Raw genomic sequence first — 23,065 nt, 5'->3', positions numbered from 1 at the left:
GCCTACAGGCAGGGCAGGGCCGGAATCGATATGTGCACACGTACGCACATGACGTCTACGATGGCCAGGTCATACCGTGCTGACCGGGACGGGGCCCATGCTGTCCGTACTGCGCGACCGCACCTATCGCCACCTGTTCACCGCCCAGGTCGTCGCCTTGGCAGGAACGGGCCTGGCGACGGTGGCGCTGTCGCTGCTGGCGTACGACATCGCCGGGAACAACGCGTCGGCGGTGCTGGGCACCGCGTTGGCGATCAAGATGGTCGCCTACGTCGCCATCTCCCCGGTCGCGGGCGCGCTCGCCGGGCGAATACCCCGGCGGGCGCTGATGGTGGCGATGGACCTGACGCGGGCCGGGGTCGCGCTCGCCCTGCCGTTCGTCACCCACGTCTGGCAGATCTACGTGATGGTCTTCCTGCTCCAAGCGGCCTCCGCGGCCTTCACCCCGACCTTCCAGGCCACCATCCCCGAGGTGCTGCCGGAAGAGCGCGACTACACCCAGGCGCTGTCGCTGTCCCGCCTGGCCTACGACCTGGAAAGCCTCTTCAGCCCCGCGCTGGCCGCCGGGCTACTGGCCTTCGTCTCCTACAACTGGCTGTTCGCGGGCACCACGGCCGGCTTCCTCGCCTCCGCCGCCCTGGTCCTGTCCGCCGTCCTGCCCAAGCCCGCGCCCGTGGAGCGCACCGGCAGCGTCCACGCCGAGGTCGCGTTCGGCTCGCGCCTGTTCTGGGCCACTCCCCGCCTGCGGGCCCTGCTCGCTCTCGATCTCGCCGTGGCCGCAGCCGGGGCGATCGTCTACGTCGACACCGTGGTCGTCGTCCGCGACCACTTCCACCGGCCCGCCGGAGCGGTGTCGCCGGCATTGGGCGCCTTCGGAGCCGGCTCCATGCTCACCGCCCTCGCCCTGCCTCGTGTACTGGCCAAGGTCAGCGACCGTGCCGTCATGCTGCCCGCCGCCTTCGCACTGCCCGCGGTCCTGGCCGCGACCACCGCGCTGACCGCCGTTGCCCCGAGCACCTGGTCCTGGGCGGCGCTCCACCTCGTCTGGGCACTGACAGGGGCCGCTTCCTCCGCCGTCCTGACCCCGGGCGGACGGGTCATCCGTCGCTCCGCCGCCGACGCGGACCTTCCCGCAGCGTTCGCCGCCCAGTTCTCCCTCTCCCACAGCTGCTGGCTGCTGACCTACCCGCTTGCCGGATGGCTCGCCGCCGGCGCCGGGCCGCCCGTGACCGCCGCGGTGCTCGGCGTCATCGCGCTGGCCGCCGCACTCGCGGCGGTCGCGCTGTGGCCGGCCCCGCCACCGCGCCCTGACGGGCCACTGGCCACCTCTGCGGCATCCACCGACGGCGCCGTGAGCCCGCACCGGATCAGCGGGACACGATGTCCGATACTCACCGTTGCCTCCCCGGTTCCGGAGTGTCACGGTCGATTTGAGTCTTCACCGCGGCCGGTGCGGACCTCCGACGAGGAGGAGGAGCACTAGATGCAAGAGGTACGTGAGCTCGAGATCGAGGTCGTGGGCGGGGAGGAGCTCCCCGAGTACGCCCTCATGATCGACCTTCCGGACGACGACTGACCCTCGATCGATCGCCGGTGGCCGGGCCGCGCTTCGCCGGACCGGCCACCGGTGAAGGCGCGCCGCCGGGACGACGCTTCAGGAGGGTGTGTGCGGATCGAACCGGATGCCGGACCGGCCGCGCGTGACGAGTACCGTTTGGGCGGCCTGGTGGCCGGGGTCCTCACATCCGCCGGCTGTGCCGCCGGAACGTGGCAGCGGGACGATCTGAGCTACCCGGGGATGCACGCGCTGGCCCACCGGTTGCAGCTGACACGGGGGGAACACCCGTCACCCCCGGATCGGGAGCACACCACGGAGCAGGTGCGCATGGTGGTGCTCCGGTCCCGCGACAGCGCGGCCCGGGCCCGGCGCACGGCGGAGCGTACCGGGTGGGCGGTGGACCTGGCGCCTCCCGGGGAGCGACACCTGGAGGCGAGCGTCCTGCGGGCACTGCGGCAGGCTCCGGAACCGGCCGGCGGAGCAGGAGGCCACGGACGCCCCGGCGGGACCATCGGGTCCGGCAGGCCGCGTACGGACGACGGCTCCCCCACCGCGCGCACGGCGGCCGTGATCGACTGGGATGCCGGGCAGCGGGAGGTCTTCGCGGAGGCGTGGCGGACGCTGCGCACGAGCTGGCCCCGGATGTCCGCGGAACTGGAGGTGACACTGCGACAGGTGGTGCTCCTCGGCGGCTGGGGGATCGACGGGTTCACCGACTTCACCGTGCACGGCGCCGTCTTCGTCAACAGCCGACGGCTGACCGGCCACAAGCCCGACGGGCCGGCCGGCCACGTCCGGCTCGCGGAGGCACTGGTGCACGAGGGCACCCACAACCGGTGCGATGCGGCCGCCGCCTCCGCCCCCTTCCTCCGGGCGTCCGGCGCCCGGGAACTGCTGAGCACTCCGCTACGCCCCGACCCGCGCCCCCTGGCCGGCCTGTTCCAGCAGGTCGTGGTGCTGGCCCGCAGCGTGCTGCTGTACCGGCGGCTGCCGGACGGACCGGCCGTACGGGCCCGCCACGCCCTCCTGCTGGACCGGGGCAGACGAGGCGCGGCGACGTTGCGCGGCAGGAGCGGGGCGCTGACCGATACCGGCAGGGAGCTGCTGGAGCAGGCCGAAGCGGTCTTCGTGACGGGTTCCACGGGTGGCTCGGGTAGCGCCGGCAAGGCGGGCAGCACGGCCGGGCCACCGTCAGGGCTTCCCGACTGGCCGGTCCAGACAGTGCGGCCGTTCCCTGACGCGCCCGGGTTCGTGCTCGGCAGAACAGCCGCGCGCAGTAACGCTTTCATGGCGAACGACGCGGCCGGAGGGCAGCCGGTGATCATCGGTTCGGCTGCCGGCACGGACCGGGCGGATGTCGTGCGGCGGGCCCGGGGCGAGCTGATGGAGCGAGTGCACAGCGTTCTCGCCGGGCACCGGGCGCGGGAGAGGGCCGTCGTCGCGTCGTACGCGTCGCTGCGGCGGCGCGGCCGGCCCGCCCTGGACCCGTGGGCCTGGCCGGAGTTGCGGCCGCTGGCCGAGGTGCGGGAGGCGACGCTGCCCTGGGTGCCGGCGGATTCGCTGACCGGCGGCGGCCAGGTGCTCGTACCGGCGTGCGCCGTCTACCTGGCGCACCGTCCGCCCGCCGGCTGTCCGGCACCGTTGCGCCCCGGCTCCACGGGGCTCGCGGCGCACCTCACGGCCGCGCGGGCGCGTGAACACGCCATGCTGGAGATCCTCGAACGCGACCTGTTCTGGCACGCCTGGTACGACAACGCACTCCGCCGGACGCCGTCGGGACCGGCGCCGCTCGGCGAGAACCTGCGGCGGGTACTGGCCGTGCTGGGCCTGCGGGAACGGTGCCTCGTGCTGCCCGGCCCGGGCAGCACCGCGTGCGTGGTGGCGTGTCTGCACACGGACGACGGGACACGACAGAGCTTCGGTGCCCGCGCCACGTCGGGGGACCCGGCGGCGGCCGCGGTCTCCGCCGTCCGCGAGGCACTGATGGTGCGCTGGAGCATGGGCACCGCGAGCGCCGGCGCCGTATGGGACAGGATGCGGGAGCATGGGCCGTCACGGCCGCCGAACGGCCCGTTGGAACACGCCCTGCACGCCTTCCACCGTCAGGACAGCCTCACCGCTCTCCTGCGGGGAGCGATCACGGCGCCCTGGCCGACAGCGGCTCGGGCTCAGGGTCGGGCTCGGCCTCAGGCTCCGGCGGCGAGCGCGCTGCCGCGTCTGCTGGCCGAGCGGACCGGTGAGGACGTCGTCGAGGTGGACTCTTCCGTTCCAGGAGCGGGGTACGGCGATCCGGTGGTGGTGCGTGTGGTCGCCCCCGGCGCCCGGCGTCTGCCCGCGAAGGAACCGGACCTGGCGACGTCGCCCGGCGGAACGGCCCGGCAGCGCCTTCCGCACCCGCTCGGCTGACCGTAGACGGCCCGTGCGCCCGGCCCCTTCCCAAAACTCTTCCCCCGCCCTTCCCTTGAGCCCCTTGGAGAAGCCTGTGTCCGCATCCCCGGAGGCCCCCGAACCGCCGGAGCCCGCCACGGCCGCCCCGTACACGCGGCGGTTCGCCGACCGCTACGACAGCTGGTTCGGCAAGGAGGCACTCACCGCCGACACCGTCGACTTCCTCGCCCGGCTCGCCGGCTCCGGGACCGCGCTCGAACTGGGCGTGGGCACCGGCCGGATAGCGCTGCCGCTGGCCCGGCGCGGCGTCAGGGTCGAGGGGGTCGACGCGTCGCCGGAGATGGCGGCGCGGCTGGCGGCCAAGCCCGGCGGTGACCGGATCCCGGTGACCATCGGCGACTTCACCCGGCTGCCGGCGGACGGGCGGACGGTCGACGTGGTCTTCGTCGCCGGTGGCACTTTCTTCGAACTCCCCACCCAGGAAGACCAGTCGCGCTGCTTCCGCCATGCGGCCGGGCTGGTCGGCGCCGACGGCGCCTTCGTCCTGGACGCGATCGTTCCCGAGGTCCTGGTCGGTGCGGAGTGGTCGGGCGGCCGCGTGGTACCCAATCGGGGCGGGGATCTGGTCGTGCGCTACCGCCGGTTCGACCGCGCCGCTCAGCGGTACCACTCGCACTACGCGATCACCCCGGGCGACGGGAGTGGCAGCGTGCACCTCCATGTCTCCTTCCGCTACGCGGGCGTCGGCGAGCTGGACCTGATGGCCCGGGCGGCCGGGCTGGAGCTGCGGGAGCGGTACGGGAGCTGGGGCGGGGCGCCGTTCCGGGACGGCTGCCCCTATCACGTGTCGGTCTACCGGGCCGCTCGCTGAACGGGGGCCGGGCCGTGCCTGCTTGGGCCTCCACCGCGCTGACCGCCGCATCCGTGGTGCTGCTGGCCGCGTTCGTCGTGTGGGGAGCGCGGATCTCGCCGAACCGCCCGTTCTCCTGGGGCATGTACTCCGGTTCGGCCAAGGGCTACTTGTGGTCCGGGCCCGACGACCTGACCGTGCTGCCGGTTCACCGGCTGCTGATCGCCCCCACGGGCCACTACCTGACGGTCCTGGAGCTGCGGAACCTGCTCGAGGGCGCGGGCTTCGACATGCCGTTGCACGGCCTGATCATCGGCTCCGACGGCGGCTGGCAGGTGCACTACGATCCCGGCCGGCACCGCCTGCGGGTGGCCCGGCTGCCCGCCGGGCACGAATGGCGCGTCCTGGCCGACGCGCTGGGCGGGGCGCCGTGAGCACCGCGGCCTTCGGTGCCGGGCTGCTGCTCGCCGTCGCCGTGGTGTGGCACGCCGGCGTCGTCATGGCCGACGCCCGCGCCGTCGCCCGGAACTACCCGGGCGGCCGGGTCTACCGCGTCGGCCACGGCTGGACGTCGTCCGCCGCGTTCGCCGGCTACCGCCGCCTCGCGCACGTCATGCTCGCGACGGGAGGGGCGCTGGCGGTCGCGTGCGTCGGTGCACGGCTCGCCCCAGGGCGCGGCACGGCCACGGCTCTCGGCGGGTGTGCCGCGGCCGTCCTGGTCCTGGTGTTCGTCAACCGGCGGTACGGCGGCGTCCGGTACGCCGGGGTGTGTCTGGCGATCCTCGCGGGCTGCCTCACCGTGGCGGGCCTGGGCCGGGCAGTGGGCGGCCCGTCGTGGACGGCGGCGGGCGGGGCGCTCGCCTCCTTCTTCGCCGCACAGCTGTACCTGGTCGCCGGGCTGCGCAAAGTGCGGTCGCGGCACTTCATGAACGGCGGCGTCCTCATCGACAACCTGGTCTACAACGCCGCCCAGGCCGCCGCCGGCAACCGCGACTTCCTGCCCTGGCCGAAGCAGGCCGCACTGGGCACACTGCTCCTCCGGCCCGCACCGCGCACCGTCTGCCGCATCGTCGCCGTCTTCACGGCCCTGGGCGAACTCCTCCTCGGACTCGCCGTGCTCGGCCTGCTCCCCGCGCCCGTCGTTCTCGCCTTGGCCGTCCTGCTGCACGCGGGCTTCCTGCTGGTCAGCCCGCTGCGCATCGTGCCGTTCGCGGCGGCCGCGACGGGGCTGGTCCTCCTCGCCACCTCCCACCCGATGCTGTCGGCCCTGCTGTGACACGGCCAGGGGAGGGGGCATGCGCACCCGCCGGCCGCCTTCCGCCGGCGTGTGTCCGTGGCCGCGCCGGAGCGGTGGATCGCGGCCGGGCCGCCACGGACGTCTCGCCGGTCGGTATCAGCTCCCTCTCAGGGCAGCAGCTACTTCTGGCGGCAGCTACTTGTTGGGCCGCAGCGTCCACCAGATCGTCATCTCGCCCGTCTCCGCGCCGTCCTCGCGGGCGATGGAGACGCGCACCGGGAACTCCGGGCGCTGCCCCGCGTCCAGTTCGGCGACGACCTCGGCGGCCGGGCGGCCGAGCTCGGCGGTCGCGGTGACCGGGCCCATGGCGAGCTTCTTGTAACCGATCTCGGCCTTGACGGCCAGCGGTACGGCGCGGGAGAGCTGGTCGCCGAAGGCGGCGAGGACGATCGCGCCGCTGGCGGACTCGGCGAGGGTGAACATCGCGCCGGCGTGCGGGCCGCCGACGTGGTTGTGGTAGTCGGGCTGGTCGGGCAGCCGGAGGACCGCGCGCTCGGCGGTGATCTCGTCGAAGACGAGGTTGAGGGTGCGGACCATGGGCACGGTGGCCGCGAGGGCGTCGCCGATCGAGGGCGTGGTCTGTGACATGCCGGTAAGTTACCAATCGGTAGCACGATCGGGAAGGGGTGACGACCACAACCGTTACCCGCGGCCTCTATGGTTGTCGGCCATGTGGCCAGGACAGCAGCAGCCCGGGGGCGGGCAGAACCCGCAGGACCCGAACGCGAACCCGTACGCACAGCAGGTGCCGGGTCAACCCCAGGGCGGCAACCCTTATCAGCAGCCGGGCTACCAGCAGCCCAATCCCTACGCGACGCAGCCCGCCGGGGCGCCGCCCACCCCGCCGCCCGGCGCCCCCCAGTGGACGCCGCCGGGGGCGCCCGGCGCTCCGCAGCCGCAGGGCGGGGGCGGCGGCCGGGACAAGCGCACCACGGTGATCGCGATCTCCGTGGCGGCGGCGGTGGTGATCGCGGCCGGCGTCACCGGCTTCCTGGTCCTCAAGGACGACGGCGGCAAGGACGACCCGGCGCCCGCCGCGAAGGACACCAAGCCCTCGGCGTCCGCCCAGGCCCCGTCGCCCGCCGCGGGCTCCCAGGCGCCGCTGGACAATCCGCGGGCCGGTGGCGGCGTCAAGCCCGTGGTCGACGGCTGGAAGGTCGTCGTCAACTCCAAGCGGCACCTCGCCTTCGACGTCCCCGCCGACTGGGACGTGCCCCAGGACGGGGCGGCCGTGCGGATCGGCGACGAGGCCGACAAGTCGGGCATGAAGCTGGCCGAGGCCATGTCCTCGCCCGCCTACTTCCAGCGGGAGCAGTGCTCGGTCAAGAACGACCGGGGCACCGACGACACCTACTCCTCCGGGATCGCCGGCACCAAGGGCGGCCAGGGCGCGAAGAGCGTGGAGGAGGCCGCCCAGAACGAGGCGGCGGCCTGGGCGTGGGCGATGTTCGACCAGAAGAAGCAGGGCAAGTACGACATCGGCAAGGCCACGCCCTTCAAGAGCGACCACGGCATCAGCGGCGCCACCGCGACCACCACGGTGACCGGCGTGCCCCAGGCCAACAAGTGCTCCAGCGACGGCAAGGCCTTCAGCGTGGCCTTCAAGGACACCAACGGCGACTTCGCCGTCTGGGTCTTCTCCGGCGTCAAGGGCGGACAGCGGGAGGTCTCCGACGACACCGTCAAGAAGGTCATGAGCACCCTCAGGCCGCTCGTCTCCTCCTGACGAATCCTGACGGACCTGACGGATCCTGAGGGACGCGCCCTGCCCGGGGAGCGCGTACGGGCCGTACGAGCCGTACGGCCCGTACGCGCTCAGCCGACCGTGAACGCCCCGCCCGGCGGTTCCGGCGAGGCCACCGCGTCCGCGTCGCGCACCGGCACCGCGCCGCGGGCGAACCGCTCCAGGGCCGCCCCGTGCTCCACCCGCGCCGGGAACGCGTCCGAGGCGGTGCGGCGGGCGAGGTCGGCGAGCGGCGGCTCGTGGTGGGCGGCGACCAGGACGGCGTTGCCGAACCGGCGGCCGCGCAGCATCGGGGCCTCCGCGATCAGGCACAGGTGCTCGAAGACGGCCGCGAACGTGGCCACCTGGGCGCGCAGGAAGTCGAAGGGCGCGCCGTCGGCGAGGTTCGCCACGTAAAGGCCGTCCGGCCGCAGCACCCGCGCGACGCCGTGTGCGTACTCCAGGGACGTGAGGTGCGCGGGGACTCTGGAGCCGCCGAAGACATCACCGATGATCATGTCGGCGGAGCCGGCCGGTGCCGCCTCCAGCGCGGCCCGGGCGTCCCCGGCGCACACCTCGATGCCCGACCCGGCGGGCAGCGGCAGATGTTCGGCGACCAGCTCGATCAGGCCGCGGTCCGCCTCGACGACCCGCTGGCGAGAGCCGGGGCGGGTCGCGGCCGCGTAGCGGGGCAGGGTGAGGGCCCCGCCGCCGAGGTGCAGCAGCGTCAGCGGGCCGCCCGGCTCGGCGACGGTGTCGAGGACGTGGGCGATCCGGCGCGCGTACTCGAATTCGAGGTGGGTGGGGTCGTCGAGGTCGACGTACGACTGGGGGGCGCCGTCCATGGTCAGCAGCCAGGCCCGCGCCCGGTCCACGTCGGGCATGAGCTTGGCGGTGCCATGGTCGACCTCGCGGGTCACGGGTATTGGTTCGTCCACTCCCCCATTGTTCCCCCTTCTGTCCTGTTCCCCATCCCTACCGGGCGCCCGCTCACGTCAGCCGGGCGCCCGCTCACGCCGCCACGGCCGTCACCGTGCCGGTGCCGATGGTGCGGCCGCCCTCGCGGATCGCGAAGGGCAGTCCGGCCCGCACCGGGAGCGGGCGGTCCAGCCCGACCGTCAGGGCCGCGCTCCCGCCCGGGCCGGCGCTGCCGCGCGGCCCGAGGCCGATCTCCCCGGTGACCTCGGCGGTCCGCAGGTGGAAGCGGGCCCGGAAGCCGGTGCGGACCGGAGTTCGCCGGCCGCCCTCGGCCGCCGTCAGCAGCCGCGCCCGGGCGGTGAAGCGCCGGTGCACGGTGGCACTGCCCGGCGCGGCGACCACGTCCCCGCGCCGTACCTCGTCTCCCTGCAAGCCGCGCAACAGCAGTGCCACGCTGTCACCCGCCTGGGCGAGCTCCATGCTGCGGCCGAAGGTCTCCACGCCCAGGACATGGGTGAGGCCGTACCCCTCGGGCAGCTCGACGAGGTCGCGCGGGCGGACGGTGCCGCGCTCGACGGTGCCGGTGACGACGGTCCCGCGTCGCGGCACGACCAGGACGCGTTCGACCGGCAGCAGGAAGGGCGCGTCCGTGTAGCGGACCGGGGTGGGCAGGCAGGTGTCGACGGCGTCGAGCAAGGCCTCGATCGAGGCGGTCCAGCGCGGCACGCCCCGCAGCGCGCCCAGCGCGGAGACCCGGACGACGGGGACGACAGGGGTGCGAAGGCCGTCGCCGCCCCGCGCGGCGAGCAGCCGCCGGACGTCCGCCTCGACGACGTCGGCGCGCTCGGGCCGGGCCGCCTCGGCCTTGGTGAGGGCGACGACGAAGTGCTCCACGCCTGCACGGCGGGCGAGGAGCAGATGCTCGGCGGTCTGCGGCCGGACGCCCTCCAGCGCCGAGACGACGAGGATCGCGCCGTCGAGCCCGGCGGTGCCCGACAGCATGTTCCCGACGAAGCGCGGGTTTCCGGGCAGGTCGGCATGGGCGTAGTGGCGGGTGTCCGTCTCGTAGGCGACGTGCGCGGTGGCGACCGTGGGTCCGGCCGGGACCCATCGCGTGGGGGTACGGCCGAGGCGCGCGGCGATGGCGCGGGTGAGTGTGGTCTTGCCGTGGTCGAGGTGGCCCATGGTGCCGATGTTGAGATGCGGCTTGGTGCGCGCATAGGCCTGCTGGGTCATGGCTCCTTCTCTCAGGGGTCTGCGGAAGCGCTCCGGGCTTCTCCGGAACTCTCCGGAACTCTCCGGACGTGGTGGGCGGGGCGCCGCGGCGGCACTGTCGCCCGTACCCCGGGCCCGACCGCCCCGGCCCCCAAGCGCGATGCTCGCGCACGGCCCTGAGCCCGTCGAATGCTTTTCCCCTGCTCTTCCCTCCGCTCTTCCGCCTGCTCTTCCGCCTGCTCTTCCGCTGCGTTTCCCCGCACGCCGGCGGGCCGGGCGGGCGAACGGAAAATGACCGTTCGTTTCTGCTTCTGCGCCTTCTCGCCAAGATCACACCGTCCATACGCCCACGTCGGTTACGCTCCTTCGATGCTCGATACCGCCGCGCCGCCCCCCGGCCCCGCCGAGCGCCGCGCCCGTGCGCTGCTGTCCCCGCGGGCCCGGCTGGGGCTGCTCGTCGCGCTGGTCGGCGGGGCGGTCGTGGCCGTGCTGCTCCTCCATCCGGAGCGCCTGCTCACCGGCGGCTGGCCGGACCGGCTGTCGGGCGGGGTGGCGGCACTGGTGCTCTTCGCCGGCGCGTACGGGCTGTGCACGGCGGCGTTCGTCCCGCGCCCGGTGCTGAGCCTGGCGGCGGGCGCCCTCTTCGGCGCGCCGCTCGGCACGACGGCGGCCGTGGTGGGGACGGTGCTGGGCTCGGCGCTCTCCTTCGGGCTGGGCCGGCTACTGGGGCAGGACGCCCTGCGGCCCCTGGTACGGGGGCGGTGGCTGACGGCCGCCGACCGGCAGCTGAGCCTCCACGGCTTCCGTTCGATGCTGGCGCTGCGGCTCTTCCCCGGGCTGCCGTTCGCCGGCGTGAACTACTGCGCCGCGGTCTCCCGGATGGGCTGGGCGCCCTTTCTGCTGGCCACCGCCCTGGGGAGCGCGCCCAACACCGCCGCCTACGTCATAGCGGGCAGTCGCGCGGCCTCCCCCACGTCCCCCGTGTTCCTGGCCGCGGCGGGATTCCTGGCCGTCACCGGACTGGCGGCGGTCGTCGTGGCCTGGCGGCGACGCGGGCGCCGGGACGGGCGAACCACCGGTGACGCCCGGCCGTCCAGTGAGTGAATTATCGCCACGAACGCCGGTACGACAGACGCCAGTTCGACCGAGCGTGACATTCTGCGACCATCCCACCGGATCAAGGCGCCGCGCCGGCACGGGCCACCGTTCCGGGCCACGCCACGACCCCCGCTTTGGATGGCGCAGACTTCATGAGCTGGTTCGAATCCCTCGTCCTCGGGCTCGTACAGGGACTGACCGAGTTCCTGCCGATCTCCTCCAGCGCCCATCTGCGACTGACCGCCGCCTTCGCGGACTGGCCGGACCCCGGCGCGGCGTTCACCGCGATCACCCAGATAGGCACCGAGGCCGCCGTCCTCATCTACTTCCGCCGGGACATCGCGCGCATCGTCTCCGCGTGGTCCCGCTCGCTCACCGACCGCCGGGCCCGCCGTGACCACGACGCGATGACGGGCTGGCTGGTGATCGTCGGCTCGCTCCCGATCGGCGTGCTGGGGCTGCTGCTCAAGGACGCCATCGCGGGCCCGTTCCGGGACCTCCGGCTGATCGCCACGACCCTCGTCGTCATGGGCGTCGTACTGGGCGTCGCCGACCGGCTGGCGGCCCGCGACGCGACGGGCGGCCGCCACCGGGCCGTACGCACGCGCAAGGGGCTGACGGAGCTCGACGTCAAGGACGGCCTGGTCTTCGGCTTCTGCCAGGCCATGGCCCTGGTCCCGGGCGTCTCCCGGTCGGGCGCCACGATCAGCGGCGGCCTGCTGATCGGCTACACCCGCGAGGCGGCGGCCCGGTACTCCTTCCTGCTGGCCGTGCCCGCGGTGCTCGCCTCGGGGCTCTTCGAGCTCAAGGACGCGGGCGACGGGCACACGGCGTGGGGGCCGACGCTCTTCGCGACGCTCGTCGCGTTCGTCGTCGGATACGCCGTCATCGCGTGGTTCATGCGGTTCATTTCGAGCCGGAGCTTCATGCCGTTCGTGATCTACCGCATTCTGCTGGGGCTGCTGCTCTTCGCCCTCGTCGGCGCGGGCGTCCTCGCCCCGCACGCCGGGGAGCTCTCGGGCTGACGACCGGACACGCGTGAGCGCTGATGTCCGGATCATCCCCCGCATGACCCGGACATCAGCGGACGAACCGCCGTCCCGCCCGCCGGGAGGGACAACCGGCCACCCTCCTGAGTATATTGGCTCGGAGCCAGTCAACGCAGGAGTTAAGAGCAATGTCTCCGCGCAGCCCGGCGGTCAACGAGGAATTGCGCCGCCGCTCCATCGAACGCCTGCTGCGGGCGACCGTCGAACTCGTCGACGAGCGGGGCTACGAGGCCACGACCCTCGCGGACATCGCGGACCGGGCGGGTACGGCGCGCGGGCTGGTCTCCTATTACTTCCCCGGCAAGCGGCAGCTGCTCCAGTCCGCCGTGCACCGGCTGATGCACCTGGAGCTCGCCGCCTGCCTGGAGCGCGAACCGCGCACGCGCGAGGGGCACGACCTGCTGGCCCGCGCGATCGACTCTGTCCTGGGGCTCGCCCGGGACCGGCCCAGGCTGATGCGCACCCATATGGCGGGCATCCTGACCGCCGAGGGCTTCATCCAGTGCCCCGAGCAGCAGCGCCTCGCCGCCCTGCTCCGCGACACCATGGCCCGCTACGGCTCCACCGACCCGGAGACCGACTACCGCCTGCTGCGCGCCCTGTTGATGGGCTCGGTCGTGGCGATCCTGCTGCCGGGGGCGCCGATGCCCGCCGAGCGGCTGCGCGCGGAGCTGTTCCAGCGGTACGCGCTCGCCTGGGAGCTCGGCTTCCCGCCCGGCGAACCGCCGCCCGCCCCCGGGGTCTGACGGCCCCCCGGCCCGCTCCACCCCTGGGGAACCGCACCCGTGTGGCCCTTCTGCCCTGCCGTGAAACGGCCGTCGATGCGATCCTGGACGCACCCGCGGGAAGGAGCCCCCGTGCTTCGCGTCGCAGTCGTCGGATCGGGACCGAGCGGTGTCTACACGGCCCAGTCCCTCGTGGAACAGCACACGGTGCCGGGCGTCAGGGTCGACGTGCTCGACCGGCTGCCCTGCCCGTACGGGCTGGTGCGCTACGGCGTCGCCCCGGACCACGAGAAGATCAAGTCGCTTCAGAACAACCTCCGCACCTCGCTGGAGCTGCCCGGGGTGACCTTCCTCGGCAACGTCGCGGTGGGGAACGGCCCGGGCGAGGTGACACCGCGTCGGCTGCTGGAGCTCTACCACGCGGTGGTCTACTGCGTGGGCGCGGCCACCGACCGGCGGCTGGGCATCCCCGGTGAGGACCTGCCGGGCAGCTTCTCGGCGACCGAGTTCGTCTCCTGGTACAGCGCCCACCCCGACGCCGCGCCCGGCGGGTTCGCGCTCGACGCGCGCTCCGCCGTCGTCATCGGCGTCGGCAACGTGGCCGTCGACGTGGCGCGGGTGCTGGCGCGCCGCGTGGACGACCTACGGCCCACGGACGTGCCGGACGCGGCCCTGGCCGCGCTCGCCGCCAGCCGGGTGCGGGAGATCCACATGGTGGGCCGGCGGGGCCCGGCCCACGCCCGGTTCACCACCAAGGAGCTGCGCGAACTGGGCGCCCTGCCGGGCGCCGGGGCGCACGTACGGGCCGACGAGGCCGCGCTGGACCCCGCGTGGGCCGACCCCTCCGCGCTGCCCGCGGCCGCCCGCCGCAATGTGGAGGTACTGCGGGGGTGGGCCGGACGGCCGGAGGCGGACGGGCTCCGGCGGATCCGGCTGCGGTTCTTCCTGCGGCCCGTAGCCCTGCTGGGCGACGAGGCCGTACGGGCGGTGCGCTTCGAGCGGACGGCGCCGGACGGGAACGGCGGCGTCGTGGGCACCGGACGGTTCGAGGAGATCGAGGCGCGGCTGGTCCTGCGCTCGGTGGGCTACCGCGGAGTGCCCATCCCGGGACTGCCGTTCGACCCGGACCTCGGCACCGTCCCCCACGACCAGGGACGCGTGCTGCGGGACGGGGCGCCCTCGCCCGGCGAGTACGTCGCGGGCTGGATCAAACGCGGGCCGACCGGTGTCATCGGCACCAACCGCCCCTGCGCCAAGGAGACCGCGGGCGCGCTGCTCGCCGACGCCCGGGCCCTCCTGGCACGCCGCCCGGCCGAGCCCGCCGAGGACCCGCTCATCGCGCTGCGCGCGGCCGGCGGGGAGCCGGTGGAGTGGCCGGGCTGGCTGGGGATCGAGGCGGCCGAGGCCGCGCTGGGACGGCGGCTGGGCCGGGGCACGGTGAAGATCCCGGACTGGGAGGGCCTGCTCCACGCCGCGCGCTCGAGCGAGGGGGCGGTGAGCTGACGGCCGGTGGTCGCATCGCCGGTTCGCGGGCGATCGTCCCGCTGGGCGGGATGGGCCCGGTCAGGCGGGCCGGCGTTCGATGGCGATGAGGGCGACGTCGTCGCCCAGGAAGCCGCCCGCGTGAGCGACCAGATCGCTGTGCAACCGCTGGGCGAGCCGCTGGGGGTCGGTTTCCCGCCACGCCCGGAGCCGGTCGGCGAGGGGGTAGAAGACGCCGTCGGGGTCACGGGTCTCGATGACCCCGTCCGTATAGAGCAGCAGGAGGTCGCCGTCCCGGTAGGGGAAGGTCTCGGACTCGTAGTCCTCCTCGGTGACGCAGCCGTTCACGCCGAGGGGGAGGGCGGGGTCCCGTACCGCCAGTTCCGTCGGCTCGCCGTCGCGCAGCAGGATCGGCGGCGGGTGGCCGCAATTGATGAGCCGGAGCACCTGCTCGTCGTCGGGGATGTCCAGGACGGCGGCCGTGACGAACCGTTCCCCGGCCGAGGTGTCGCCGGTGGGCTCCTCGGGCTCCGAGTAGACGGCGTTCTGGAGGTGCGCGACCAGCCGGGGCAGCGGCGGGTCGCGATGGGCGGCCGCGCGGTAGGCGCCGAGCAGCAGGGCCGCGTCGCCGACCGCCATCAGCCCCTTTCCCCGTACGTCGCCGATCATCACACGGGCGCCCCGGGGGGTGCGTACGGCCGCGTAGAGGTCGCCGCCGATCTGCGCCCCGGCCTCCGCCGCGATGTACACCGACGCGATCCGCAGCGGGCCCAGCTGGGCCGGCAGCGGCCTGAGCAGGACCTTCTGGGCGACGTCGGCCACCCAGCGGGCCTGGCTGAGCGCCTTCTCGTGGCCTTCGTGGACGGAGCGGAAGACCACGACGAACAGGGTGATCACCACGAGCGAGATGATCTGCGCCTGGTGGTTGGACGTCCACAGCCCGCCGTGGAAGACGCCGATGAGGATCTGGGCGACCACGGCGAGGGCGCCGATGAGGGCGGTGAGCCGGGGGCCGGCGAACACCGCGGTGATCGTGGGGGCCACGACCAGCAGGGGGCCGAGGTGGATGTTGGGCGCGGTCAGCAGGTCCACCGCCACGATCAGGCCGATCAGCCCCAGCGGCACGGCGATCAGCGCGCGGCTGGGGTGCCACGACTCGCCGGGCTCCGGCAGGCGGTGCTGAAGGCGCATGCTTCCTGCTTACATTCCCCGCGGCCCGGGCGCCCGTCCGACACGTCAAGGCCCGCCCGAGGTTAAGTCATAAAGGATGACAAGCGGGTGCTTGGTACCGGGCATCACGACGGGTGAATCCGCAGGACGCGCGGCGCCGTCGCACCGGCCGGTCCGCGCTCCCCGGCACGGCATCCCCACCGGGTGGCGCCCCCGTCTCGCGTACGATCTTTGCCTCACGCACCAGCGTCCATCGCGAGGGCGTCGACACAGCGACACCGTCCGGACGCGGCGAACACCGTCCGGACAGAGCGACACCGTCCACAGGCAAGGACAGGGAGGCACGGCAGCCGTGGCTGCGAGACCCTTGAACGAAATCGTCGAACCGGGCTGGGCCAAGGCGCTGGAGCCGGTGGCCGGGCGGATCGCCGCCATGGGCGACTTCCTGCGCGCCGAGATCGCGGCCGGCCGGACCTATCTGCCGTCGGGCGCGAATGTGCTGCGCGCCTTCCAGCAGCCGTTCGACGACGTCAGAGTACTGATCGTGGGTCAGGACCCCTATCCCACGCCCGGCCACGCCGTCGGCCTCAGCTTCTCCGTGGCCCCGGAGGTGCGCCCGCTCCCGGGCAGCCTGGAGAACATATTCCGTGAGCTGCACACGGACATCGGGCTGCCCCGGCCGTCCAACGGCGACCTCACCCCGTGGACCCAGCAGGGGGTGCTGCTGCTCAACAGGGCGCTGACCACCGCCCCGCGCAAGCCCGCCGCCCACCGGGGCAAGGGGTGGGAGGAGGTCACCGAGCAGGCGATCCGGGCCCTGGTGTCCCGGGGCAAGCCGATGGTGGCGGTGCTCTGGGGGCGCGACGCCCGTAATCTGCGGCCGTTGCTGGGCGGGGTGCCGTGCGTGGAGTCGGCGCACCCCTCCCCCATGTCGGCGGACCGCGGCTTCTTCGGCTCGCGCCCGTTCAGCCGGACCAACGACCTCCTCGCCCGGCAGGGCATGGCGCCGGTCGACTGGCGACTGCCCTGACACCCGGCCGGGCCCGGGCGATAGGGTGCGCGCCATGTCGCTTCGTACCGGCACGGCGGGCAGGGGCAGAGCGGGCACGGTCCTGGGCGTCGACTCGGGCGGCTCGGGCCTGCGGGTGGCCCTCGCCCCGGCCGACGGCGGCGGCTCCGCGCTGACCTGGTCCTCGACCGTGCCGGTCGGTACGGGCAGGCGTGGCATCGACGCGCCGGACCTGCTCGACCGGGTGCTGCCCGCCGCCCGGCGGCTGCTCCACGAGGCCGGATCGCGGGGCTGCGACGCCGTGTGCGTGGGGGCCGCCGGGATGGCGACCCTGGGGGACGACCTCCACGCCGTGCTGCCCGGAGTGCTGCGCGCCGAACTGGGCGCCCGGCGGCTGGCGCTGGCCAGCGACGCCGTGACCGCCTACGCGGGCGCCCTCGGGCAGCGCCCGGGCGTGGTCGTCGCCGCCGGTACGGGCGTGATCGCGCTCGGCACCGCCCTCGGCCCGGAGGGCCGCTGGCGCCGCGCCGACGGCTGGGGCCATCTGCTGGGCGACTGCGGTGGCGGCGCCTGGATCGGCCGGGCCGGGCTGGAAGCGGCGATGCGCGCGTTCGACGGGCGGGTCGGTGGATCACCGGCGCTGCTGACCCGTCTGGAAGCGGTCTTCGGCCCGGCGTGCGGGCTGCCCGGAAAGCTCTACCCCCGGCCGGACCGGCCCGCCGTCCTGGCCTCCTTCGCACCCGAGGTGGGACGCTGCGCGGCGGACGACCCGGTCGCGGCGGGCATCCTGCGGGAGGCCGCGCGCCACCTCGCCGCGGCGGCCGCGGCGGCGTGCCCGTCACCTGCGGAGCCGGGGACGACGGGGGCGACGGAGCCGGAGACGACGGGGCCGGGGACGGGACCCGAGGTGGCGCTGACGGGCGGGCTGTTCCGTATGGGCGAGCCCCTGCTCTCCCCCGTCCAGGAGGAATTGCAAAAGCAACTTCCGCAAGCCCGACTGACGGCCTGCCAGGGCGACCCCCTCACGGGGGCGTTGCGCGTGGCCACGGCGCTGGCCAAGGACACGCTCGCACTGCCGGTGGACGGCGCACTGCTGCGCGTCGTTCGCTGATCACATCCGCACCCAACGGACGAGTCGCCGAATAAAGCCGGACAGACCTTGATCATTTACCCCCACCCAAACGGACGAGTCGTATGAACGGCTAGCATGCAACGCCATGAGCTCCCCCACAGGGCCCACGCCGGGCCTGCCAGTACGAATGCCGCGCCCCCGTCAGCCCGGGCGGCACCGGCGGCCGGAGCCCGCGGCCGCTCCGGCGGGCGCTCCCCCGCTGGTGCTCGCCGTGCCCGGGACGCCCGACACCACCACGCGCCGCCTCGCCGAGGAGCTGCTGAGCATCGCCCGCTCGGAGCTTCCGGGCCTCGACGCGCGCATCGGCTACGTGGACGTCACCGAGGGCGGCGACGCCGGTGATGACGGTTTCCCCGCCCTGGACGCCGTCCTCGGCCACGCCGCCGCCCAGCGCGACGCCCGCATGGCCGTGGCCGAGGCCGCCGAGGGCCCGGAGGGCGCCGCCGTCTGGGCGCAGGCGCCCGACGCCGTCGTCGTACCGCTGCTCGCGGGACCGGACAGCGCTGTCGTCCGCCGCATACGCCAGGCCGTACTGAACAGCGGCTGCGCCAGCGAGCTGACCGACGCGCTCGGCCCGCACCCGCTGCTCGCCGAGGCCCTGCACGTCCGCCTCTCGGAGGCCGGGCTGGCCCGCGCCGACCGCGCCCGACTGTTCACAGTCGCAACGGCCGCTGACGGCATCGTCCTGGCGACGGTCGGCGGCGAGGAGGCCGTGCAGTCCGCCGGCATCACCGGCATGCTGCTCTCCGCCCGTCTCGCGGTGCCGGTGCTGCCCGCCGCGCTGGACGAGGACGGCGCCGTCGCCCGCGCCGCCGACCAGCTGCGCTCCTCCGGCTCCCGGAACCTGGCGCTGGCCCCGTGCCTCATCGGCCCCGAGGTCGACGAGACCCTCACGGCCATGGCGGCGAAGGAAGCCGGTTGCGCCGCCGCCGAGCCGCTGGGTGAGTACCCGTCGGTCGGCAAGCTCGTCCTCGCCACGTACGCGGCCGCGCTCGGCATCACGCTGCCGACGGCGCAGGGCGCCCCGGCCGCCCGGTAACCCGGCCGCCCGTACCGCCACGGGAGGGGTCTCCGCCGCCGGAGGCCCCTCCCGGCGTTTTCGGCCCACAGCGCTGCTGCGGACCTGCGGACGCACCCCGTGTACGGGGCAAGGACCGCACCCGGACGGGGCAGGGACCGCTCCGCGGCAGCGCAGCGCATGGGATGGCAAGGCAAGGCAGCGCAAGGCAACGGCTCAGGCGAAGACCACGCACGACGCCGCCGCGATCACGGCCGAGCCCGTCCGCGCCGGTATGCCCGTGTCCGGGTCGACGGCGAACCAGGTGACGTCCCCGGAGCGCTCGTTGGCCGCGTACAGCACCCGTCCGTCCGGGCCGGCGGCCAGGTCACGAGGCCAGTGCCCGCCGCACCCGACGGTGCCGAGCAGCACGAGCTCGTCGCCGGTGGGGTCGAGGGAGAGCGTGGCGACGCTGTCGTGGCCCCGGTTGGCCACCCACAGGAAGCGGCCGTCGGCGGAGATCACGGGAGCGGACGGATACGTCGGCCCCTCCGTCCCGGCCGGTACGACACGCGTCTCGCTCAAGGGCTCCAACGTCCCCGCCGCCCCGTCCCAGCGGCAGACGGTGACGGTCGGCTCCAGCTCGTTGAGCACATAGGCGCGGTCGCCACGCGGGTGGAAGACCAGATGCCGGGGGCCGCTGCCAGGGCGCAGCCGGGCCTCCCCGTGCGGGCCGGGGGCGCCGGTGACGGGGTCGGTCCCGTAGATCCACACCGAGTCCGTGCCCAGGTCGGTCGCGAGCAGCCGGCGTCCGGTGGGGTCGGGCACCACGGCGTGGGCGTGCGGACCGGTCTGACGGTCCGGCACCGGGCCGCCGCCCTGGTGCGGGAACACGGCCGAAGGGGCGCCCGGGGCCCCGCCCACGCGCACGGGCAGCGCGCTGACGCTGCCGGAGCCGTAGTTGGCGGTGAGCAGCCACGGGCCGGCGGTGGCCAGGTGGGTGGGCCCGTCGCCCCGGACGGGAACGGGCGGGCCCAGGAGCGCGGGCCGCGCGGGATCCGCGAGGGAGAACGCGGCGACGGCCCCCTCGTCGGTCTCGCTGACCGCGTAGAGCACGTCGCCCCCGGGCGAGAGCGCGAGGTACGAGGGGTTCACGACCTCGTCGGTGGCGTGGACGGGTCTGAGCGCGCCCGTCACGGCGTCGACCTCGGCGACGGTCAGGCCTGCGCCGCCCGCCTCGGTGAACGAGCCGATGTACGCCCACCGGCGCCGGTGTCCTTCGCTGCCGTTCGCCATGCCGTCTTCCCCCTCACGGCCCGGCGGGTCCGTCGTGGCCCGTCGAGCACCGATCACTATCAGTGGCTCCGACGCTACACGGCGGCACTGACAACGCCGCGACCGGCCGGGCCCCGGTCCGGCGCGCCGCCCGCTCACGGCTCACGGCTCAGGACTCGGGGCTCGAGGCTCAGGACTCAGGGCTCCGCACGGCGGCAGGGCCCGGGGGCGGGGCCGCTCAGGCGGCGGGGGCGAAGACCCCGCGCGGCCCTTCCCGCAGCGGCGCGGCCAGCGAGGCCAGGGACGCCTCCAGATCGCGCAGGTGGGCGAGGGCGGTCTCGGCACCGGGGTGGTGGTGCGGGGCCGCGCCGGGCCCGGCCGTGGCCCAGGGTGTCTCGCCGGGGCCGGCGAGGGCCAGCAGCGCGGATTCGACGCGGTCGCAGGCGGCGGTCAGCCGGGCGTCGTGGGAGGCGGCCGGATCTGCGGCGACCTCCGCCAGGCCGCGGGCCTGCCGGGCGCAGTCGTCGAGGTGGGCGAGGACCGCCAGGGCCCGCTCGCGACGCGCCCGCAGCGGGCTGAGCGGGTGGAGCAGCGGGGCGAGGGAGACCCGCACCTTGGTCAGGAGGAGCTCCAGTTCGGCGACGTGCGGGGCGGGGTCGGCCGTCTCGTCGCCGGCCAGCCGGCGCGCGGACTCGGCCGTGCAGTGACGCACGGCCAGCAGGGCCCGCTGGATCCAGGCGTCGGTGGCGGCGTGCGTGGTGACGGGCAGGACGACGGCGACGGCGACGGCCGCGCCCGCCGCGCCCACGAGGGTCTGTTCGAAGCGCAGTGCCAGCAGGCCGGGGTGGAGCACGCCGAGGAGCCCGTACAGCAGGCCGGCCATGACGGTCACGAAGAACATCATCCAGCTGTAGGAGGGGGCGGCGGTGTAGAAGATCCCGAAGACGCAGAGGGCGACCAGGGCGGCGGTGGGCGCGGGCGCGCCGTGCAGGGGCACGGCCACGAGCAGGCCCGCGGCGATGCCCGCGAGGGTGCCGACTACGCGGCGGAAGCCGCGGACCAGGGTCTCCCCGCGCGAGGCGGTGTTGACGAAGATCCACCAGGCCGTGCCGACGGCCCAGTACCAGCGTTCCTGGGAGACCAGCTGGCCGACGGCGAGGGCCAGGCCGCAGGCGAGGGCGGCTTGGAAGGCCTGCCGGGTGGTGGCGCGCGCGAGGCCCCGGACGGCGAGGGGTGCCGGGGCCGCGGGCGGCGGGGTGCGCCGCTCGATGGGCCAGACCACGAAGCGGACGCCGCCGGCGGCCGCCAGGCCCAGGAGCACCGCCGCGTACAGGTGCGGCAGCTGGGCGGGGACGGCGTGGAGGAACTGCGTCGCGAAGAACATCATGAAACCGAAGATCCCGAGGGCGTTGCCCCGGGGGCCCCAGCGGCGGGCGTACACCCCGCAGAAGACGACGGCGAGGAAGGCCGCGTCCCGGACGAGCGGCAGCCCGTGGAGGGCCGTCGCCAGCGCGAGGACGGGCAGGCCGACGGCGGGCAGCAGGGCGGTGGTGACCGTCTGGCGGCGGGCGGTCGGGTCGGCGACCGTGAACAACGCGAGCAGCGCCGCGAGCCCGCCGGTGATGGAGGCCGTCAGCGGCAGCCCGGACAGTGCCACGACGGTGACCGCGAGGCCCACGCCCAGCACGGCGCGGGTGGCGGTCCGCAGCCTGGCCCGGCCCGGATCGGGTGCCACGAACGCCCTCTTCAGCACTGATTACCGCCCCTTCGACGTCCTGATGCGAAACCGCCGCGGCTCCCGGCGCGGAGCCATGGGAAACCCGGCATGAAAAAGGCGCCGCGGGAATCCGCAGCGCCATCGACCGGACCATCACACCATCACTTCGGCGGTTGGCTCAAGAGTGCCGGGAAAAACTGAGCCATTGGCCCAGCAGAACGCCCAGTAGCTGCGCCACGAGCGGGCCATTGGCCGTGTTCCACGGGGCCGAGCGGCTCCACCCCGGCCGACTGGGCCATTGGTACAGTGCGGGCCGGGACGAACGACCACGAGGGAGCCGGTGGCCCATGGCCGTGGACGCGCTGGACGCCAGAATCCTGCGGATGCTGCTGGAGCGGCCGAGGACGAGCGCGCGGGAGTACGCGCGGCTGCTGGGGATCGCGCGCGGCACCCTCCAGGCGCGGCTCGACCGGCTGGAGCGCGACGGTGTGATCACCGGGACCGGCCCCCGCCTCTCCCCCGCCGCACTGGGCCACCCGGTGCTGGCGTTCGTCCACATCGAGGTCACCCAGGGCCATCTGGACGGCGTGGCGAACGAGCTCGGCGGCGTACCGGAGATCATCGAGGCGTTCTCGATAACGGGCGGCGGCGATCTGATGGCCCGCGTCGTCGCGCGGGACCCGGCGCATCTGGAGGATGTGATCCAGCGGCTGGTGCAGCTGCCCGGCGTGGTGCGGACGCGGACCGAGATGGTGCTGCGCGAGCGGGTGCCGTACCGGATGGTGCCGCTGGTGGAGTCGGTGGGGCGGGCGGCGCAGCGCTCCACCTGACCGGGAGCCCGGCCACCCTGCGCACGGCAGGCGTTCACGCGCTCATCGGCGACGGCGGGGTGCGCGCCCGACCGCCCCGCGAGGGTGATCGACGCCCACCCCCGGCAAGCTGCCGTCGACGTCTGCCCCTGAGTCGAGAATCCGCAGGCACTCGCGCCGGGGAGTACGGGAGGCGCTCGGTCACGCCTCCTGGGCGGGCCCGGCACCCAGGGGCATGAGGTGCGGGCGCTTGGCCGTGCGGCCGTCGCCCGAGGAGCGGCCGTGCAGGCGGGCACGCGCACCGAGGCGTTCCCCCGGATGCGGGCGTATGTGGAGCGGCCGTACGCGGCCGGGGTGCCGCTGGCCGTGGCGTCCGGCTCCTCGCTCCGGGCCATCGAAGCGGTGCTGAGGCGCGTCGGCCTGACGGATCGTTTCGCCGCGGTGGTCTCGGCCGAGGAGGTGGCCCGCGGCAGGCCGAGCCGGACGTCTTCCTGGAGGCGGCGTGACGGGGCTGCTGTTCCCGGGCGGCCAGGCTGAGTTCGACGCCGCGCGGGCCTACGCATGGGTCTTCGACGGCCAGCAGGAATGAACCGTACATTCCGTTTTTTCCTCGCGAGTTACTAGTGCGATCATCGGCACGCCATATCCGATTC

Annotated in this window: 20 protein-coding genes and 1 pseudogene; 15 read left to right on the top strand and 6 right to left on the bottom strand. The window is 74.4% G+C overall.

Features of this window, described 5'->3' with window-relative positions:
• Positions 1–97 precede the first annotated feature (97 nt).
• The 5 genes from ACFYZR_RS22815 to ACFYZR_RS22795 all read left to right on the top strand — a co-directional run bounded on the left by ACFYZR_RS22815 (position 98) and on the right by ACFYZR_RS22795 (position 6,072).
• Positions 98–1,483: an MFS transporter gene (locus tag ACFYZR_RS22815; RefSeq protein ID WP_391913418.1), complete on the top strand. Its 1,386-nt coding sequence runs from the start codon at positions 98–100 to the stop codon at positions 1,481–1,483.
• A 183-nt stretch (positions 1,484–1,666) separates the two neighbouring features.
• A complete protein-coding gene (locus ACFYZR_RS22810; RefSeq protein ID WP_391913064.1) occupies positions 1,667–3,964 on the top strand; it encodes a YcaO-like family protein in 2,298 nt (765 codons plus the stop codon).
• Between the two features lie 76 nt (positions 3,965–4,040).
• Positions 4,041–4,817 (top strand): class I SAM-dependent DNA methyltransferase, encoded by a 777-nt coding sequence (locus ACFYZR_RS22805; protein ID WP_391913062.1) that lies wholly within the window; start codon positions 4,041–4,043, stop codon positions 4,815–4,817.
• Between the two features lie 14 nt (positions 4,818–4,831).
• Positions 4,832–5,230, top strand: a complete 399-nt coding sequence (locus ACFYZR_RS22800; protein WP_391913059.1) for a hypothetical protein — start codon at positions 4,832–4,834, stop codon at positions 5,228–5,230.
• On the top strand, positions 5,227–6,072 hold the full coding sequence (locus tag ACFYZR_RS22795) for a hypothetical protein (protein WP_391913057.1): 846 nt from the start codon (positions 5,227–5,229) through the stop codon (positions 6,070–6,072). The genes ACFYZR_RS22800 and ACFYZR_RS22795 overlap by 4 nt, the downstream gene beginning before the upstream one ends.
• A 156-nt stretch (positions 6,073–6,228) precedes the next feature.
• On the opposite strand, the gene ACFYZR_RS22790 is transcribed toward ACFYZR_RS22795, so the two are convergent.
• On the bottom strand, positions 6,229–6,681 hold the full coding sequence (locus tag ACFYZR_RS22790) for a DUF4442 domain-containing protein (protein WP_391913055.1): 453 nt from the start codon (positions 6,679–6,681) through the stop codon (positions 6,229–6,231).
• 82 nt (positions 6,682–6,763) lie between these two features.
• On the opposite strand from ACFYZR_RS22790, the gene ACFYZR_RS22785 reads away from it, so the two are divergent.
• A complete protein-coding gene (locus ACFYZR_RS22785; RefSeq protein WP_391913053.1) occupies positions 6,764–7,819 on the top strand; it encodes a hypothetical protein in 1,056 nt (351 codons plus the stop codon).
• Positions 7,820–7,908: 89 nt separating this feature from the next.
• Here ACFYZR_RS22785 and ACFYZR_RS22780 read toward each other — a convergent pair whose 3' ends face one another.
• Together ACFYZR_RS22780 and ACFYZR_RS22775 are read right to left on the bottom strand one after the other, a co-directional pair.
• A complete protein-coding gene (locus ACFYZR_RS22780; protein WP_391913051.1) occupies positions 7,909–8,754 on the bottom strand; it encodes a spermidine synthase in 846 nt (281 codons plus the stop codon).
• A gap of 73 nt (positions 8,755–8,827) precedes the next feature.
• Entirely contained in the window at positions 8,828–9,970 is a 1,143-nt protein-coding gene (locus tag ACFYZR_RS22775; protein ID WP_391913049.1) for a GTP-binding protein, read from the bottom strand.
• Positions 9,971–10,318: 348 nt separating this feature from the next.
• On the opposite strand from ACFYZR_RS22775, the gene ACFYZR_RS22770 reads away from it, so the two are divergent.
• From ACFYZR_RS22770 to ACFYZR_RS22755, 4 genes are all read left to right on the top strand, one after another.
• The gene (locus ACFYZR_RS22770; protein ID WP_391913047.1) at positions 10,319–11,053 is read left to right on the top strand and encodes a TVP38/TMEM64 family protein; all 735 of its coding nucleotides are present in this window, start codon (positions 10,319–10,321) and stop codon (positions 11,051–11,053) included.
• Between the two features lie 146 nt (positions 11,054–11,199).
• Complete coding sequence (locus ACFYZR_RS22765; RefSeq protein WP_391913045.1) at positions 11,200–12,072, top strand: undecaprenyl-diphosphate phosphatase; 873 nt, start codon at positions 11,200–11,202, stop codon at positions 12,070–12,072.
• Between the two features lie 152 nt (positions 12,073–12,224).
• Entirely contained in the window at positions 12,225–12,842 is a 618-nt protein-coding gene (locus ACFYZR_RS22760) for a TetR/AcrR family transcriptional regulator (RefSeq protein ID WP_391913043.1), read from the top strand.
• Positions 12,843–12,953: 111 nt separating this feature from the next.
• Positions 12,954–14,324, top strand: coding sequence for an FAD-dependent oxidoreductase (locus ACFYZR_RS22755; RefSeq protein WP_391913041.1), 1,371 nt, complete (start codon positions 12,954–12,956; stop codon positions 14,322–14,324).
• 60 nt (positions 14,325–14,384) lie between these two features.
• On the opposite strand, the gene ACFYZR_RS22750 is transcribed toward ACFYZR_RS22755, so the two are convergent.
• Positions 14,385–15,494, bottom strand: a complete 1,110-nt coding sequence (locus ACFYZR_RS22750) for a PP2C family protein-serine/threonine phosphatase (RefSeq protein ID WP_391913039.1) — start codon at positions 15,492–15,494, stop codon at positions 14,385–14,387.
• 331 nt (positions 15,495–15,825) lie between these two features.
• Here ACFYZR_RS22750 and ACFYZR_RS22745 point away from each other — a divergent pair, with 331 nt between their 5' ends.
• The 3 genes from ACFYZR_RS22745 (at position 15,826) to ACFYZR_RS22735 (ending at position 18,653) form a co-directional block, all read left to right on the top strand.
• Positions 15,826–16,503 carry a uracil-DNA glycosylase gene (locus ACFYZR_RS22745; protein ID WP_391913037.1) on the top strand — a complete coding sequence of 226 codons (678 nt, stop codon included), beginning with the start codon at positions 15,826–15,828 and terminating at the stop codon, positions 16,501–16,503.
• A gap of 34 nt (positions 16,504–16,537) precedes the next feature.
• A complete protein-coding gene (locus ACFYZR_RS22740; protein WP_391913035.1) occupies positions 16,538–17,593 on the top strand; it encodes an N-acetylglucosamine kinase in 1,056 nt (351 codons plus the stop codon).
• A gap of 106 nt (positions 17,594–17,699) precedes the next feature.
• Complete coding sequence (locus ACFYZR_RS22735; protein WP_391913033.1) at positions 17,700–18,653, top strand: sirohydrochlorin chelatase; 954 nt, start codon at positions 17,700–17,702, stop codon at positions 18,651–18,653.
• A gap of 195 nt (positions 18,654–18,848) precedes the next feature.
• On the opposite strand, the gene ACFYZR_RS22730 is transcribed toward ACFYZR_RS22735, so the two are convergent.
• A complete protein-coding gene (locus ACFYZR_RS22730) occupies positions 18,849–19,907 on the bottom strand; it encodes a lactonase family protein (protein WP_391913031.1) in 1,059 nt (352 codons plus the stop codon).
• Between the two features lie 217 nt (positions 19,908–20,124).
• A complete protein-coding gene (locus tag ACFYZR_RS22725) occupies positions 20,125–21,621 on the bottom strand; it encodes an FUSC family protein (RefSeq protein ID WP_391913029.1) in 1,497 nt (498 codons plus the stop codon).
• Positions 21,622–21,950: 329 nt separating this feature from the next.
• Between ACFYZR_RS22725 and ACFYZR_RS22720 the strand changes: the two genes are divergently transcribed.
• On the top strand, positions 21,951–22,433 hold the full coding sequence (locus tag ACFYZR_RS22720) for an Lrp/AsnC family transcriptional regulator (RefSeq protein WP_391913027.1): 483 nt from the start codon (positions 21,951–21,953) through the stop codon (positions 22,431–22,433).
• Between the two features lie 267 nt (positions 22,434–22,700).
• Positions 22,701–22,915, top strand: a pseudogene (locus ACFYZR_RS22715) (HAD family hydrolase); the annotation flags it as partial.
• Positions 22,916–23,065 lie beyond the last annotated feature (150 nt).

Source organism: Streptomyces sp. NPDC001678 (assembly GCF_042892945.1).
GTDB lineage: Bacteria > Actinomycetota > Actinomycetes > Streptomycetales > Streptomycetaceae > Streptomyces.
The sequence above is the reverse complement of the archived record's forward strand: the minus strand, read 5'-3'. Positions and strand labels throughout refer to the sequence as shown.